This is a genomic window from Polycladomyces abyssicola, assembly GCF_018326425.1.
Taxonomy (GTDB): domain Bacteria; phylum Bacillota; class Bacilli; order Thermoactinomycetales; family JIR-001; genus Polycladomyces; species Polycladomyces abyssicola.
On sequence record NZ_AP024601.1, the window covers coordinates 890,253 to 905,930 of the forward strand.

Consider the following 15,678-nt stretch of genomic DNA (forward strand, 5'->3'; position numbering starts at 1 on the left):
CCATTACTGTCAATGGAGGGGAGTTTGGTGACCGGAAAAACCCATCTGGCGGTCGGGATCGCAACCGGTACGATTGTGGCCGGTGTGACAGGGGTTTCCGACGAATTGATCCCGACGGTGACTACCATTGCTGTCGCCGGGTTTGCGTCCTTGTTGCCGGACATCGACGAAGACGGCAGTATGCTGAATAAATGGCTGTTCCGATTTGTCCCCAAAACCTATCAACTTCGCTCCATTTTGCTGGCGCTTATGGGAGCGGTGGTCTTGTTTCTTTCCTACTTGTATAAATGGCCTGCTTGGGCATGGGCATGCGGGATTTGGGCGATGGTAGTCGCTTTTGTTCCGCATCGGACGATTACCCATTCCGTAGTCGGCACAGCTTTTTGGGCTTGGGTTATGCAGCAGGTATGGCCCGAATATGCTTTGGCAGCGGTGGCCGGTTACGGTTCCCACTTGCTGACAGATGCCATGACGCCGAAAGGGATTCCGCTTTTTTGGCCATGGAAATTGAATGTCGGTTTCAAAGCATTGGGGATCCGCGTAAAAACCGGTGGCGTCTTGGACAAGGTCTTGGGAATCATCGCTTTGTGGTGTGCCTGTCTGTTGATGGTATGGTTCGTATTCTCCTTTTTTTATGAGGAAGCGGTGGCGGCGGGACTGTTTTCGCTTCCCCAACCAAGTGAGTTGCGTTGCCGATGACGAAGGCACATCAACGCCATGAGGGCTGTTTTTCGGGCCATTCCGGGAAACAGCTCTTTTTTTCGGGATGGATGATTTCCTCCCCAAACTGTCTTCCGCCAATTGAGCGTGGCCGATGGAAGCGGTGGAAAATTTTTTGGCTAATCACCATGACCGTAAAAGCAAGCAAGAAAAAGGGCCCACCCGATGTCACGAAGATACGGAGCGGAGCCTGGATACTGTCTATATTCGCTTGTAAGAAATCTGCGGATCAGCTGGCCCAGATCCGTTTTTTTTGTTCCAACATTTCTTCGTTGGTGATCACTCCCTGTTCTTTCAACCGGGCCAACCGTTCCAATTTGATCAAGATGTCTTCATTCAGGGGAAATGTTTTGGCCGATTCGACCGATTGGACAATCCGTTGCCGGATTGTGGCGACGAGTGGTTGGATACGCGTTTTGTCAATGCCGCTGATGCGGAGATGATTGCCGGAAACATGAATCTCCAATGAACCGAACAAAATACCGGTGGAAAAACCGACAGCGGCGATTTTGTGATAATCAAACGTCTCGACGTGCAGAGAAAACAGCCGTTTCTCCAGAAAGATCAACCGTTGATTCGTAGCTGCCAAAATGCCGTGGTGATGCTGGTACCGACCGTACACCAAAAATTCGATGTTTTCCCCTTCCAACAGCACTTGTGGCAACTGCTTGATTTCCCGCAAAACCATCCAGGAACGAATCCGATTGAATCCCAACCGCTTGATTTGTGCACGAGCTTCCTGCTGGGTCGGCATCGCACATACCTCCTTTTTGCACAAGGGGGAGATGACTCCATCTTAAAAAATAAACCGATTTCAGTCTATTGCCAAAAGGTATTAATTTTCCTTCCCAGGTCGTCTGCTTGATTCATGTATACCTTCACTGTTGAACCCATATACTAGGAATAACTTATTGGACAAAGGAGCGGACGGGGATGGCAGCGTATCTGATCACATTGCCCAATCAAGCGCGGAATGAAGTGGATCAGCTCAGGAGCTGCCTGAACCGCGGGCAGGAACACCTTGCCGCAGCAGGATGGGACTGCCGGTTGCAGGAATGGGAAACGCCAGATCGCGTTGTGTTTCGGTTTTCCTGTCTCAAACGTGGGACAAAGGCGGAAGAAACCGTCTGTCGGGAACTGGGAAAAGGGATTGCCCACTTTATCTTGTCTTGCCGGGAACCGGCCGTGATCCGGAGCTTGATCCGTCGTGGTTATCAGGCACATCAGCCGGGCGAAATTGCTCAGATTGAAGCGTATGCCAGCCGGATTGCCAGTGAGAAGAACGGGCAGTCATCTCGCCTTCGTATGCAGAGAAAGGAAAAAATCGCTCGTCACTTGGAACGTTTCCTTCACACCAGCTCCATGCTATCCGTCGATGGGTTTATCACTTTCCGCTTAAAGTCGTATCTGCGGGCGTTGCACAAACTGGTGAACCACGCCATTGACGAATATCTCCTGGATCAGGAGTACAAGGAATTTATTCAACTCTTGCGATACTTCGTTTCCATGCAAAAACCGAAAGTTCCGTTGGTCCACGTGATGCATGAAGGGGATCGTTGTTTTCAACTCCTGCAATCGGATGGGAAACCACTCACCGTTCAGGAAGCGGACAGTACGATCGATGAGTTGCTGGAACAAGCGTTTTCGCATGAAGACCTGATCGTCAGCACGCTGCTCACTGTTGCCCCTGAACAAGTCATTATGCACACTCGTCACGAAGAGGCCAATGTTGTACGAACCCTGAAGCAGGTGTTCGAAGGCCGGATCCAGATATGCCATGGCTGCGCACGCTGCAGGGAGGGAGCCCATTCGCGCTCGGATGCTTGACTAGAGCTTCCTCCTGCCGTTATAATACATACAAATTTCAATTGAGGACTGGCCATGACGAGGACATGAAACGGTCACACATGGTTGCCAGAGAACGGGGGCCATCGGCTGGAAGCCCTCGAACCCGCTGGTGATCGTTTTACCACCTCCGATGCTGCAACCGGGAACGTTCGTTTGGGACGAATCAGTATCGGTTGCCGGGTTCACGCCGTTATCCGTGATGAGAGGGGCATGTCCGATCTGGACGTGTCCGAAAAAGGGTGGAACCACGACAACCACGCTCGTCCCTTTGGGCCGGGCGTTTTTTATTTGCCGAAAAGGAGGAAGAAGCATGAGCGTATCGGTTAAATTGCCCGACGGCTCGGTTCGCGAGTATGATCGGCCGGTTACGGTGGAAGATGTCGCCGCTTCGATCAGTAAAGGTTTGCACAAAAAAGCGGTCGCCGGGATGATCGACGGCAAACCGGTCGATCTTTCCACCGAGGTGCCGGATCAGGCGGAAGTAAAGATTCTCACCCTGGACGATCCGGAAGGGTTGGAAGTATATCGTCACAGTACCGCGCACCTGATGGCACAGGCGATTAAACGGCTGTATCCAGATGTGAAACTGGGGATCGGTCCGGTGATTGAGGACGGGTTTTATTACGACATCGATCTGCCGGTTCGCCTCACCCCGGAAGATCTGCCCAAGATCGAGGCGGAAATGGAGAAAATCGTCAAAGAGGACCTTCCCATCAAGCGCAAAGTCGTCTCTCGTGAGGAGGCGATCCGGATCTACGAGGAAATCGGCGATCATCTGAAACTGGAGATCATCCGTGATTTGCCAGAGGATGCAACCATCACGATTTATGAGCAGGGAGAATTTTTTGACCTGTGCAGGGGGCCGCATCTGCCGTCGACTGGGAAGATCAAAGCATTCAAACTGCTCAGCATCGCAGGCGCCTATTGGCGTGGAGACGCCAACAACCAGATGCTGCAACGCATCTACGGAACCGCATGGCCGAAGAAATCGCAACTGGACGAGTATCTGAAACGATTGGAAGAAGCCAAACAGCGCGATCACCGCAAACTGGGCAAGGAGCTGAAGATTTTCACGCTGACGCCTGAAGTGGGGCAAGGATTACCGCTGTGGTTGCCCAACGGAGCGACCATTCGCCGCGTGATTGAGCGCTACATCGTCGATCTGGAGGAACGGCTGGGGTATCATCACGTGTACACGCCGCATCTGGCCAATGTGGAGCTGTACAAGATCTCTGGTCACTGGGATCATTATCATGAGGACATGTATCCGCCGATGCGGATGGACAATGAAGAATTGGTACTTCGCCCGATGAACTGTCCGCATCATATGATGATCTACAAAAGCGAACTGCGGAGTTACCGCAATCTGCCGGTGCGGATCGCAGAGCTGGGCACGATGCACCGTTACGAGATGTCAGGTGCGCTGGCCGGTCTGCAACGGGTTCGTTCCATGACGCTCAACGATGCCCACATCTTCTGCCGCCCGGATCAGATCCAATCCGAATTCACCAAAGTAGTACGGCTGATCCAGCGGGTGTACGAGGATTTCGGCATCAAGGATTTCTGGTACCGCTTGTCGTTCCGTGATCCGGCAGACAAGGAGAAATACGTTCAGAATGACGAGATGTGGGACATGGCGCAACAGATGTTGAAAAATGCCATGGACGACCTCGGCTTGGAGTATGTGGTGGCCGAAGGGGAAGCTGCTTTCTACGGACCCAAGCTGGATGTGCAGGTGCAAACCGCTTTGGGCAAGGACGAAACGTTGTCGACGGTTCAATTGGATTTCCATCTGCCCAACCGGTTCGAACTGGAATACATCGGAGAAGACGGTCAGCCGCATCGTCCCGTTGTTATTCACCGTGGGATCGTCGGGACGATGGAACGGTTTGTCGCCTTCCTGCTGGAATATTACAAAGGAGCCCTGCCGGTCTGGTTGTCTCCCGTTCAGGCGCGTGTGCTGACCATCTCTGAGTCGTTTAACGAATACGGTCAGCAGGTGGTTGATCGCTTGAAAGAAGCGGGCATCCGCGCCGAACTGGACAACCGTAACGAGAAAATAGGATATAAGATTCGTCAAGCCCAGCTGCAAAAAATCCCGTATATGCTCGTCGTCGGCGAAAAAGAGCAATCGGCCGGCACGGTAGCCGTCCGTCACCGGTCCGAAGGAGATCAGGGTGCACGGTCGGTGGAGGAAGTGATCGATCAGATCCGTCGGGAGATCGAAGCGAAGAAGTGATCTTAGCGAAGGTTGCACGCTTGACAAATAAAATCGACCATGATATGATTGAGCGGTGATCAAGCAGAAGCGCCCCGCTTCTCACCTTTCGACGCATTTGCGCAGTTGGAAGGTTGTCATCGTCGATGATCGGAAGCAAAGTGTGGGCGTGTGCCCGCACTTTTTTGTTATCCAGCCCAAATACCCCTCGGAGGTGGCAAGTTATCAGCAGGGAACATCAGGTCAACGAAGCGATTCGTGCCCGTGAGGTTCGATTGATCGGCCCCAACGGAGATCAGATCGGGGTCGTACCACTTAGGGAAGCGCTCCGCATGGCGCAGGAGGCCGAATTGGATCTGGTCAACGTTGCGCCGCAAGCGAAGCCGCCGGTGTGCCGGATCATGGATTACGGCAAATTCCGCTATGAACAGAGCAAACGGGAAAAAGAAGCGCGCAAGAAGCAAAAAACCATCCAAGTTAAAGAAGTTCGTCTCAGTCCGTCCATCGAGGAGCACGATTTGCAGACCAAACTGCGCAATGTGAAGAAGTTTTTGCAAAGCGGGGACAAAGTGAAGCTGACCATCCGCTTTCGCGGACGGGAGATCACGCACCAAGAGATCGGCTTGGGCATCCTGAATCGGATGGCCAAGGAAGTGGAGGATCTCGCTCAAGTAGAGCGCCAGCCCAAATTGGAAGGGCGCCAGATGATCATGATCTTGAGTCCGAAACAGCAGTGAGGAGGAGCTTGCATGCCGAAAATGAAGACTCGCCGCGCTGCGGCCAAACGCTTCAAAAAAACGGGAACGGGAAAAGTAAAACGCAATCATGCGTTTAAAAGCCATTTGCTGGAAGGTAAAACCATGAAGCGCAAATGGAAATTGCGCAAAAGTGCCATCATGGCCAAAGGCGATGTGAAACGGATCAAACAACTGATCGCCTACAAATAAGGTATCACAAATTGTCGGATTGATTTCGGGAGGGATTGTTTGTGGCACGTGTAAAAGGCGGGGTAGTGACGCGCCGTCGTCGGAAAAAAGTGTTGAAACTGGCCAAAGGTTACTTTGGTTCCAAACATACATTGTTCCGCACTGCGAAACAACAAGTGATGAAGTCGCTGATGTACGCGTACCGCGACCGTCGTCAGCGCAAACGCGATTTCCGCAAATTGTGGATCACCCGGATCAACGCCGCTGCACGGATGAACGGTTTGTCCTACAACCGGTTGATGCACGGCTTGAAACAAGCGGGTGTGGAAATCAACCGCAAAATGTTGGCCGATTTGGCGGTGAACGACCAAAAAGCATTTGCCGAATTGGCCAACCTGGCGAAAGAAAAACTGAACGCTTGATGAAATGCAATCACCCCCTCGTCCCCATGGGCGAGGGGGTTTTGATTGGAGGATGAACGTCCAACTTGAGCGCATTCTTTGGAACGATGCAGGGGTCACATTCTAGAAGTGAATCAAATAGCGAAGGTACAGATACACTTGTGCGATCGCCAAAGACAAAAGCGTGATGGGGGCGCCCACTTTCAGGTATTCCATGTAGCTGAAACCCTTGCCTTGTCGTGCCGCCATGTTGGCCACGATCACGTTGGCAGAAGCGCCAATGATGGTGCCGTTTCCACCCAAACAAGCTCCCAACGCCAATGACCACCACAATGCATTCATTTCCGGGGAGTTGACGGGAAGGCCGAGGGTGGTAGCCATATTCTGAATCAACGGAATCATGGTGGCCACAAATGGAATATTGTCTATGACGGCCGAAGCGATCCCGGAGACCCACAAGATCAGTGTGGCAGCCAGCGGGATGTTGCCTTTTGTGAAATCCAACAGCTGAACGGCCAAATGCTTGATGACCCCCGCTTCCTGCAATCCGCCCACGAGTGTAAACAATGCGGCAAAAAAGAAGATGGTTTCCCACTCCACATAATCAAATGCCTCTTCGATTTCCTTTTTGTCCAAGCCGATGAGCATCAAGATGGTCGCTCCGGTGATGGCGATAACGGATGCTTCCACATGGATGACGGAATGCAATACAAAACCGAGGATGGTCAGTCCAAGAACGAACAATGATTTTTTGGCCAATGTACGATCCTGAATATAGGTTTCTTCGTCCATCTCCATCAATCGGGATACATGTTCCTCATCGGTGATCAATTGTTTTCGATAGAACCAGTACAACAACAACAAGCTAACAGCGAGAATCACCACGATGACAGGCCCCAGATGGATCAGGAATGCATTGAACGTCAGGTGTTCATTGGCCGATCCGATCATGATATTGGGCGGGTCGCCGATCAGAGTAGCGGTTCCCCCGATGTTCGAAGCAATGATTTCCGAGATAAAAAAGGGAACCGGACTTACTTTTAGTATGTGGGTGACTGCCAATGTGATGGGAACCACCAACAGTACGGTGGTCACATTGTCGAGAAAAGCCGATGCCACCGCCGTCAGCAGGGAAAACACGATCAGGATGCGGACCGGGTTTCCCTTGGCCGCTTTGGCGGCTTTGATAGCTACATATTGAAAGACGCCCGTTTGGTTGAGAATGCCCACCAGGATCATCATGCCGATCAGCAACGTAATCGTATTCCATTCGATGTAATGTTCAAACACCCGATGAATGTCCAGTACTCCCACGAGAACCAGCAATGATGCACCCAATAATGAAATCACGGCTCGATTGATTTTTTCCGTGACGATCACGGCATAGGTGATCAGGAAAATCGCGATAGCAATGATTGTTTGCCCCATGTTTAACCTCCTCCTACAAATTGGGAGCCCCTGTCGTAAGGGCCCCGAAAAAAGCAAAAAGGAGCCCTTGGGTGACAGGCTCCTCCGATAGTCGAAAAGATATTCATGTTTCTTCCAGTATATCGATAGACGGGCCGGGAAGTAAATGAAGAAATGGTGAACTTTTGAGTCAACCGCTGTTTATTGGTTGGATGCCCCTTTCGTCGGGGTGCTGTCCTGGGTAGAGGACCAGTTGCCTCCGTCGGGATTGCGGTACCACGACGCATCATAGGCGGTGGAGGAATAAGTATATTGGTCGACGACCTTTCCGGAGGGATCTTTCAATGTGACATCATCACCGGTATTGTTGAAATAGTTGTTGGTTTCCCATACCCAGTATCCATGGGCGGGGATGGTGGTACCTGCCGGAATCGTGTAGGGAGATGAACCGCCGCCGACGATGTCGTCGATGATGTAGCCGCCGATATTGACAGGACTGTCAGACGGATTGTACAGCTCCACAAACTCCTTGGTATATGCCGTATTGGGTGCCGGCAGCACCTCATTGATCAAGACCGGGCCGGTCGTTCCCCCGTTGTCGCGCGTGTATCCGGCTGATTGTGCATCGGCTTCCGTCCAGAAAAAGACGCGGTTTTCGACCGGAATCTGCGGATAGTCGGCCGGGTCTACGTAGGTTTTGGTGTAATAATCACCTACGTATTTGTCCGGTTGGCGTCCACCGATGCGCAGGCGAAATTCAAACGGCAATTCCGTCAGCGGGTCAGCAGGATTCCAGATCCCCCGTCCCGCTTGTTTCGCTTCGAGCATCGCGGCGCGGTACTCCTCGAAATACTTCATGTTGGGATAAATGTAATACGTCACGGCATGGCCCTGGCGCAAGATCTCCTTGTTGACGTCGAGATTGCCTTTCCATACATGCCCCAGTACGCGGCCATAGCTGTCCTTTTCCTCCACATCAGTCTCGATGGTCACCGGCGTGCCTGGAGGCAAAAGCTGCTTGAGATAATTGGACGCATCGTAGGCGTGGTGTCCCTGGTTTTGCCCGTTGTAATTGGTTTCCGGGGTATCAATGGACACCAGCCGGACAGTGGTGGAGCCCAATACCGGCGTTTGCAAATGAATGGTGTCACCATCAACCACATCCGATACAACCGATGTGTAAGTGGCGGCCTCTGCTTGATGGACGGGAGACAGGATCGGTATCATCCAGAAGACCACCAATACCAGGATCAGTCCGACAAGCGTCCGCTTCCAACCATGATGATTCACGCGACATCCTCCTTTGGTCTTGGGACTTTCGTCTCTCTCTTTTTTATCATCACTTTTCGATTTTTTCGTAAAGTCCTCTTGTTTTTTTCATAAAAAAAACACCTGCCGGATAGGCAGGCGAGACTGCTGACAAAGTTCCGTAAGCGATCCGGGTGTGACCGAAGAGCAAACTGGCTCGGCGTGAACAAGTAATGATCAAGTCACGTGCTAGCCTGTTCCTGAACAACACAATCGGCAGATCCTTCCCGTTGCGGGGGGCCGTCCGATCGGTTGGAAGTGCGCAACGGAATCTCTTTCAGCCACAAGGTGAAGACCAGTGCGGTGAACAGCACGATTGCTCCTGCTAAAAATACGCTGTCCAGTGCGTGAGCCAGTGTCGTCCTCAACATCAGGACAATTTGGTCAAACATCCCCGCCATGGATTCCGGAAGACTGTTCCGAATCTGCACCAATCGGTCCGGGTTCAACAAGATCTGCGGGTTGTGCAGGGCACTCAGTTTTTGTGCCAACGCAGGGGATGGGGCTGGTTGTGTTGGATGTTGCGCCGCCAACCGTGACATTTCGTCTTTCATATGGCTGGACAGGATCGTTCCCATCACGGCTACACCAACGGTTCCCCCCATTTGCCGGAACAGTTGGGTGGAAGAAGTGGCCACACCGAGATGCCGATGTTCTACTGCGTTTTGCACCGTCAGCGTGAAAATGGGGAAAGCGATTCCCAATCCCGTCCCGATCACGATCATATAAAGCACGACCGATTCGTTTGTGGCATCGGTATCCAACAACGACATCAAATACATGCCGCCCGCCATAAGCAAAATGCCAAACAAGGCCAGACCTTTGTATCTCCCCGTCCGTGAGACGATTTGACCGCCGATGATACTCGCGACAACCATGCTCAAGGTAAGCGGGATGGTCACGAAACTGGATTGGGTGGCGGAAGTGCCGATCACGCCCTGGATGAAGAAAGGGGTGTAGATGATGGCCCCGAACATACCGATTCCCAATGTGAAATTCACCAGGTTAGACAGAGTAAACACGCGGTTGCCGAACAGATGAAGGGGTAAGACCGGATTTTTCGCTTTTAGCTCAACCCAAATGAACAGCGCCAGTGCCAGCATCGAACCGCTGAACAGGCCGATGATGATGGGGGAGGACCAAGCGTACTTACTCCCTGCCCAAGAGAAGGCCAGCAATATCGGCGTGATGGTGAATGCTAGGAAAGCCGACCCCGCTATGTCGATCGGTTCGTTCTCTTTGTGGCTGACCGAGGGGAACAGCCACCAGATCAACATAAATGCCACCAGACCGAAGGGAAGAAAGATCCAAAAGACCCAGTGCCATTCCCAGTGATCCACGATATATCCACCCAATGTGGGGCCCAGCACGCTGGCCACACCAAACGCGGCACTCAGTGCGCCCTGCCAGCGTCCCCGTTCGCGGGGCGGAAACAGATCCCCGACGGAGGTGAACGCCGTGGACATGATCATCCCTCCGCCCAATCCCTGAAACCCGCGATACAGAATGAGTTGGAATATGTCGGTGGCGGTGCCGCACAAAAGGGATCCCATCACGAACACTCCGATCCCGATCAGCAGAAACGGCTTACGGCCATAGATATCGGAGAGCTTCCCGACCAAGATGGCTGTGATGCTGGACGTCAGCATGTAGATGGTGAACACCCAGTTGAAATAGGACATGCCACCCAGTTTGGAAACAATGCGGGGCAACGCGTTACCGACGATCGTCTGATTGAGTGCGGCGAACAACATGGATGCCATGATCGCCAACATGATTGTCATTTTCCGCTTCGCATCCAGGTGCTCCATCCATTTTCCTCCTTTTTCATTAGACCACAGAAAAGTTTATGTAGTGAAATAATGATCAAATAAAGCGCGTCTGTCAGATCAATTTCTGAAACAGACGCGTCATCGTTTCAATCTCTTCCGTCGTCAAACTTTCGAACCGATGTTGGAAATAAGCTCGTTTCTTCTCTTCCAGCTCGCGGATGGTCGTTTCCCCTTCGTTTGTGATTCGCAGTTCCACCACCCGTTTGTCGCGGCGGGAACGTTGGCGCTCCACCCATCCTTTGTTCACCAATCGATCGGTCACATTGGTGATGTGGCTGGCGGAAACCTCCAATTCCTGGGCGAGTTCCGACACGGTTTGCGGTCCTTTCTCCCGCAGCTGTTTGAGGACAAAGAAATCGCCGATGGAAATGGTTTCACCCAAGACGGATTGCAATTCCTTACGCAATTTGCGAATCAAAGTTCGAAGGGAAATCTCCAATTCGTGCAACAGTTCCTGCCGGGTGCTCAAACCGCGCCTCCTCTCCAACGAAAAAATGTTAACTTATTCAATTATATATGAAAGAAGGGTGATCTCTCAATCATTGAATGCGCTCTTGTGACCACTTCTCCAAACTACCCTTGATCTTGGATCGTATTTTCTATAAAATAAAAAAAGTAACTTCTTTATGTTTAGTATGTGCGAAGGGAACCAATCTATTGAGGAAGGCCCAACTCAAATAGTGGGGGGAATACATAAATGGCGAAACAGATTGCAGATACGACAGTGTTGGCTAACGGCGTGAAATTCCCATGGCTCGGCTTGGGCGTTTGGAAAGCGAAAGAAGGAAACGAAGTGGAAAATGCGGTAAAAGTGGCGATCCAAACCGGCTATCGCAGTGTGGACACGGCGGCGGTTTACCAAAACGAAGAGGGTGTTGGCAAAGCGATCAAGGAATGCGGCGTACCGCGCGAGGAATTATTTATCACGACCAAAGTGTGGAATGCCGACCAAGGGTATGAGTCCACCTTGAAGGCATTTGAAACCAGCCGCAAAAAATTGGGGCTGGAATATGTGGACTTGTACTTGGTGCACTGGCCGGTGAAAGGAAAATACAAAGAAACGTGGAAAGCGCTTGAGAAGCTGTATAAAGAGGGATGGGTGCGGGCAATCGGTGTGAGCAACTTCCAAGTGCACCATCTCAAAGATGTGATAGAAGACTGTGAAGTGAAACCGATGGTGAACCAAGTGGAGTTTCACCCTTACTTGACGCAAAAGGAACTTCTCGCCTTCTGCAAAGAGCAATACATTCAGCTTGAAGCTTGGAGCCCGCTCATGCAAGGGGAAGTGGTCAACGTTACGGAGATTCAGGAACTGGCAAAAAAATACGGCAAAACGCCTGCGCAAATCGTGTTGCGTTGGGACCTCCAGCATGGTGTGGTCACCATTCCAAAATCCGTGAAAGAACATCGCATCAAAGAAAATGCGGATATCTTTGATTTTGAACTGACGGCTGAAGACATGGCGAAATTGGATGCGTTGAACAAAAACCACCGTTTTGGCCCCGATCCTGACAACTTTGATTTCTGACGCAAAAATTTGAGTCAAAAACAGGGTGAAGGTAAAAAAGAGTTGCGGTACTTCAGAACCTTTCAAATACAAGTAAGCTACCCTTGATCTACTTTGGGTAGCTTTTCCTATTTATTGCCATGATTATGACAAAGTCTGTTGGCTCCGATTTCCCGTTTGAAACTTCGCACTCGACGGGGATTTAGACCCGCTCAAAAAATCGAGAGTGTTCAACCCCTTTTTCATCAATTTTCAGATGATCCCAATCATTTCCCGCCGGCAGATTTCGTGCTGGCACGAAAAGGGGGGAATCGCGGAATCCGGTTGGCACAAAATACCGATGGACTCACCGATGGCGTCTACGATAGACGACCAACGAATAGACGCCCGGAATCACCGCCGTAAGACCGATTCCCACCACCAAGACCCCCACCGCCAACCAACCGGGTAGAAAAGCGGCGACAAGCATCAAGACGCCCGCAACCACCCACAGAGGAGCGGCCAAGCGGTGGGTGCGTCGCCACACCTCTTCGTCCGCCAGTGTCCAAGGGGTTCTGATCCCGAAGAAATAGTTGAACCGGATCTGACCCAGGAAATTTCCGATTACCATCCAGATCAGACCGACCATCAGCAAAACGGCCATCTGCATATGGATGTGGTATCCCAGGTTGAAGGCTAGTACCAAGCCGAACATCACGGCCAGAAACGTGGTGATCGTCAAGCGGAAGATCTCGTAAAAACGGCGAAATTTGTTGTAGTTCTCCCGTTTCGGGTCCAGGACGGGCAAATATTTGATTAACAGGGGAATGGCCAACAACAGCAAGGCTTGACTGATCAGAAAGGTGCTTTTGGGCTGGTATCCATCGGGTTGACCCGAGATCCCGAAATGAACCGCCATCTTGGGCGGCAATTGCGGATATACCATCCACGTAATCAGAAGCGGGAGAATGGCAACCGCCATCACCACCCAGTCGATCCCACACCAACGATGATCATTTCGGAACATGCTCATCATTCCTTTGAATTGGGGGTGTCGCTGATTTCCATCAGCCAGCGCAAAACCTCTTGGACGACGGTCGTGTTGAGTGAGTAGACGATATACTGACCTTGGCGTTCGCTCATTACCAGACGGGCTTGTTTCAGCAGGTTGAGGTGATGGGAGATGCTGGGTTTGGTCATGTTGAAATGCTCGGCGATTTCCCCGGCGGTCAAATCTCCCTTCCGCAAGAGACGGAGAATTTGCCGGCGAGTGGGATCAGCCAATGCTTTAAACGTTTCGTTCAGGGAAATCACCTCTACGATAATTAGATAAATATCTAAATATAGTATACGGTGTTTCGTGTATTTTGTCACGAATCCAAAAAATCAAATACCCCTGTGGACAGATTGCGGATTTTGTACTAAGATTGTCAACAATATTTCTATTATTGAAAAGGGGGCGAACTAATGCGAAGCGACAAAATCAAAAAGGGATTCGACCGGGCGCCGCACAGGAGTTTGCTCAAGGCGACGGGATTGAAGGATGAGGACTTTGACAAACCGTTTATCGGAATTTGCAACTCATTTGTGGAAATCATCCCGGGGCACAAACATCTGGACAAATTTGCCCGCGTGGTGAAGGAAGCTGTTTGGGAAGCGGGCGGTGTACCCTTTGAATTCAACGTGATCGGTGTGGACGATGGGATCGCAATGGGTCACATCGGCATGCGTTACTCCCTGCCCAGCCGGGAGCTGATCGCGGATTCCCTGGAGACCGTGGCCAACGCGCACTGGTTTGACGGGCTGATCTGTATCCCCAACTGTGACAAAATTACACCGGGAATGATGATGGGGGCGATGCGGGTCAACATCCCGACGATCTTCATCAGCGGCGGACCGATGGCTGCGGGGCGGCTGCCGGACGGACGTACCGTCGACCTGGCTTCCGTCTTTGAGGGAGTGGGGGCCTATAAAGCTGGGCGCATCGATGATCAAGGGTTGAAATTGCTGGAAGATCACGGTTGTCCGAGTTGCGGTTCGTGTTCTGGGATGTTTACCGCCAACTCGATGAACTGTCTGGCTGAAGCACTCGGGATCGCCTTGCCGGGTAACGGCAGCATCTTGGCGGCTACGCCGGAGCGGGAAGAGCTGGCCAGACGCGCGGCACGGCAGATTATCAAGCTGATCGAGGCGGATTTGAAGCCGCGCGACATCGTGACACTCGAATCGCTTGACAACGCGTTTGCGCTGGATATGGCGATGGGCGGTTCCACCAACACGGTTCTGCACACATTGGCCATCGCGCATGAAGCGGGCGTGGAATATCCTTTGTCCCGGTTGAACGAATTGTCTAAACGGGTGCCCAATCTGTGCAAGGTGAGCCCGGCCGGACAATGGCACATGGAGGATATCGATCGTGCCGGGGGAATTTCGGCGATTTTGAAAGAGCTGAGCAAAATCGACGGCTTGCTCCACCTCGACCGTCCCACGGTCACCTTGAAAACGCTGGGTGAAAATATCGCGGATGCCGAAATTCGGGATGAAGAAGTGATCCGGCCGCTGGAAAAAGCATACAGCAAGACAGGCGGATTGGCCATCCTGTATGGCAACTTGGCACTGAACGGAGCGGTGATCAAAACGGGTGCGGTTGATCCCTCGATTCAGAAGTTCCGCGGTCCGGCCGTCGTGTTTGAGTCACAGGAAGAAGCGTTGGCCGGGATTATGCTCGGCAAGGTGAAATCCGGCGATGTGGTCGTGATCCGCTACGAAGGTCCCAAAGGCGGCCCCGGCATGCCGGAGATGCTGGCACCCACATCGGCAATTGCAGGCATGGGACTGGGCAAGGAAGTGGCGTTGATCACGGACGGACGTTTTTCCGGTGCGACGCGGGGTATCAGTATCGGTCATATTTCGCCAGAGGCGGCGGAAGGCGGTGTGATTGCCGTAGTGGAGCCGGGTGATATGATCGAGATCGACCTGCCCAACCGGCGCATCCATCTGGATGTTCCTGACGAAGTGATCCAAGAGCGTCTTGCCAAATGGCAGGAACCGGAGCCCAAAGTGAAAGGCGGTTATTTGCGGCGTTACGCGCGCTTGGTCACTTCTGCGAGCACCGGAGCCGTGTTGCGGGAAATCTGATTTGATTAATTGTCACAAAAAGTTTGAAATTATGCATTTACCTCACCTCAAGCTGATGGAATCGCTTTCGCAAAATTTTTAGACAAAAAGAGTGAGTTAACCGGTTGACATCCGCAAACTGAGGTGACTATAATAACACCTAAATAATCAAAATGGTTCAGTAAATCGGACAACGAGCAGTTCTGGTTGGGAGGGTGTCTAGGGTTCCGCCCGCGAGGGGACTGTGACCGAGCGACACCAGCACTCGCCCGACGGCGGGTGTACACCGTGAGGATAAAAGCCTCTGCGGCAGGTTCTGACCAGACTCGATACCTGTGTGCATTTTTGGCTGGGGATCGAGTCGTTCACCTGTTGGAAGAGGCTTGTTTTTATTGACTAAAAAAACTGATGAGTT

General features: G+C 51.9%; 15 protein-coding genes and 1 other annotated feature. Of the genes, 8 read left to right on the forward strand and 7 right to left on the reverse strand.

Features of this window, described 5'->3' with window-relative positions:
* Nucleotides 1–27 precede the first annotated feature (27 nt).
* Complete coding sequence (locus KI215_RS04530; protein ID WP_212774388.1) at nucleotides 28–699, forward strand: metal-dependent hydrolase; 672 nt, start codon at nucleotides 28–30, stop codon at nucleotides 697–699.
* Between the two features lie 250 nt (nucleotides 700–949).
* On the opposite strand, the gene KI215_RS04535 is transcribed toward KI215_RS04530, so the two are convergent.
* Entirely contained in the window at nucleotides 950–1,474 is a 525-nt protein-coding gene (locus KI215_RS04535) for a PH domain-containing protein (RefSeq protein ID WP_212774389.1), read from the reverse strand.
* Nucleotides 1,475–1,653: 179 nt separating this feature from the next.
* On the opposite strand from KI215_RS04535, the gene ytxC reads away from it, so the two are divergent.
* From ytxC to rplT, 5 genes are all read left to right on the forward strand, one after another.
* Nucleotides 1,654–2,547 carry a putative sporulation protein YtxC gene (ytxC, locus tag KI215_RS04540; protein ID WP_212774390.1) on the forward strand — a complete coding sequence of 298 codons (894 nt, stop codon included), beginning with the start codon at nucleotides 1,654–1,656 and terminating at the stop codon, nucleotides 2,545–2,547.
* Nucleotides 2,548–2,878: 331 nt separating this feature from the next.
* Nucleotides 2,879–4,807, forward strand: a complete 1,929-nt coding sequence (gene thrS, locus KI215_RS04545; protein ID WP_212774391.1) for a threonine--tRNA ligase — start codon at nucleotides 2,879–2,881, stop codon at nucleotides 4,805–4,807.
* Between the two features lie 55 nt (nucleotides 4,808–4,862).
* Nucleotides 4,863–4,979 (forward strand) — a sequence feature (ribosomal protein L20 leader region).
* Entirely contained in the window at nucleotides 4,933–5,523 is a 591-nt protein-coding gene (gene infC / locus KI215_RS04550; protein WP_212774392.1) for a translation initiation factor IF-3, read from the forward strand. Its footprint overlaps the feature before it by 47 nt.
* 12 nt (nucleotides 5,524–5,535) lie before the next feature.
* Nucleotides 5,536–5,733, forward strand: coding sequence for a 50S ribosomal protein L35 (gene rpmI, locus KI215_RS04555; RefSeq protein WP_212774393.1), 198 nt, complete (start codon nucleotides 5,536–5,538; stop codon nucleotides 5,731–5,733).
* Nucleotides 5,734–5,774: 41 nt separating this feature from the next.
* Nucleotides 5,775–6,134 carry a 50S ribosomal protein L20 gene (rplT, locus tag KI215_RS04560; protein ID WP_212774394.1) on the forward strand — a complete coding sequence of 120 codons (360 nt, stop codon included), beginning with the start codon at nucleotides 5,775–5,777 and terminating at the stop codon, nucleotides 6,132–6,134.
* Between the two features lie 102 nt (nucleotides 6,135–6,236).
* On the opposite strand, the gene KI215_RS04565 is transcribed toward rplT, so the two are convergent.
* The 4 genes from KI215_RS04565 to KI215_RS04580 all read right to left on the reverse strand — a co-directional run bounded on the left by KI215_RS04565 (nucleotide 6,237) and on the right by KI215_RS04580 (nucleotide 11,129).
* A complete protein-coding gene (locus KI215_RS04565) occupies nucleotides 6,237–7,541 on the reverse strand; it encodes an ArsB/NhaD family transporter (RefSeq protein ID WP_212774395.1) in 1,305 nt (434 codons plus the stop codon).
* A gap of 180 nt (nucleotides 7,542–7,721) precedes the next feature.
* A complete protein-coding gene (locus tag KI215_RS04570) occupies nucleotides 7,722–8,810 on the reverse strand; it encodes a lamin tail domain-containing protein (RefSeq protein ID WP_246512196.1) in 1,089 nt (362 codons plus the stop codon).
* A 200-nt stretch (nucleotides 8,811–9,010) separates the two neighbouring features.
* A complete protein-coding gene (locus tag KI215_RS04575; protein ID WP_212774396.1) occupies nucleotides 9,011–10,639 on the reverse strand; it encodes an MDR family MFS transporter in 1,629 nt (542 codons plus the stop codon).
* 73 nt (nucleotides 10,640–10,712) lie between these two features.
* The gene (locus KI215_RS04580; RefSeq protein ID WP_212774397.1) at nucleotides 10,713–11,129 is read right to left on the reverse strand and encodes a MarR family winged helix-turn-helix transcriptional regulator; all 417 of its coding nucleotides are present in this window, start codon (nucleotides 11,127–11,129) and stop codon (nucleotides 10,713–10,715) included.
* Between the two features lie 228 nt (nucleotides 11,130–11,357).
* Here KI215_RS04580 and KI215_RS04585 point away from each other — a divergent pair, with 228 nt between their 5' ends.
* Nucleotides 11,358–12,188 (forward strand): aldo/keto reductase, encoded by an 831-nt coding sequence (locus KI215_RS04585; RefSeq protein WP_212774398.1) that lies wholly within the window; start codon nucleotides 11,358–11,360, stop codon nucleotides 12,186–12,188.
* A gap of 325 nt (nucleotides 12,189–12,513) precedes the next feature.
* Here the strand turns inward: KI215_RS04585 and KI215_RS04590 are convergent, their stop codons facing one another.
* On the reverse strand, nucleotides 12,514–13,173 hold the full coding sequence (locus tag KI215_RS04590) for an SdpI family protein (protein ID WP_212774399.1): 660 nt from the start codon (nucleotides 13,171–13,173) through the stop codon (nucleotides 12,514–12,516).
* 5 nt (nucleotides 13,174–13,178) lie between these two features.
* Entirely contained in the window at nucleotides 13,179–13,451 is a 273-nt protein-coding gene (locus tag KI215_RS04595) for an autorepressor SdpR family transcription factor (RefSeq protein ID WP_212775060.1), read from the reverse strand.
* A 162-nt stretch (nucleotides 13,452–13,613) separates the two neighbouring features.
* On the opposite strand from KI215_RS04595, the gene ilvD reads away from it, so the two are divergent.
* Nucleotides 13,614–15,284 (forward strand): dihydroxy-acid dehydratase, encoded by a 1,671-nt coding sequence (gene ilvD, locus KI215_RS04600; RefSeq protein ID WP_212774400.1) that lies wholly within the window; start codon nucleotides 13,614–13,616, stop codon nucleotides 15,282–15,284.
* Nucleotides 15,285–15,678: the final 394 nt, after the last annotated feature.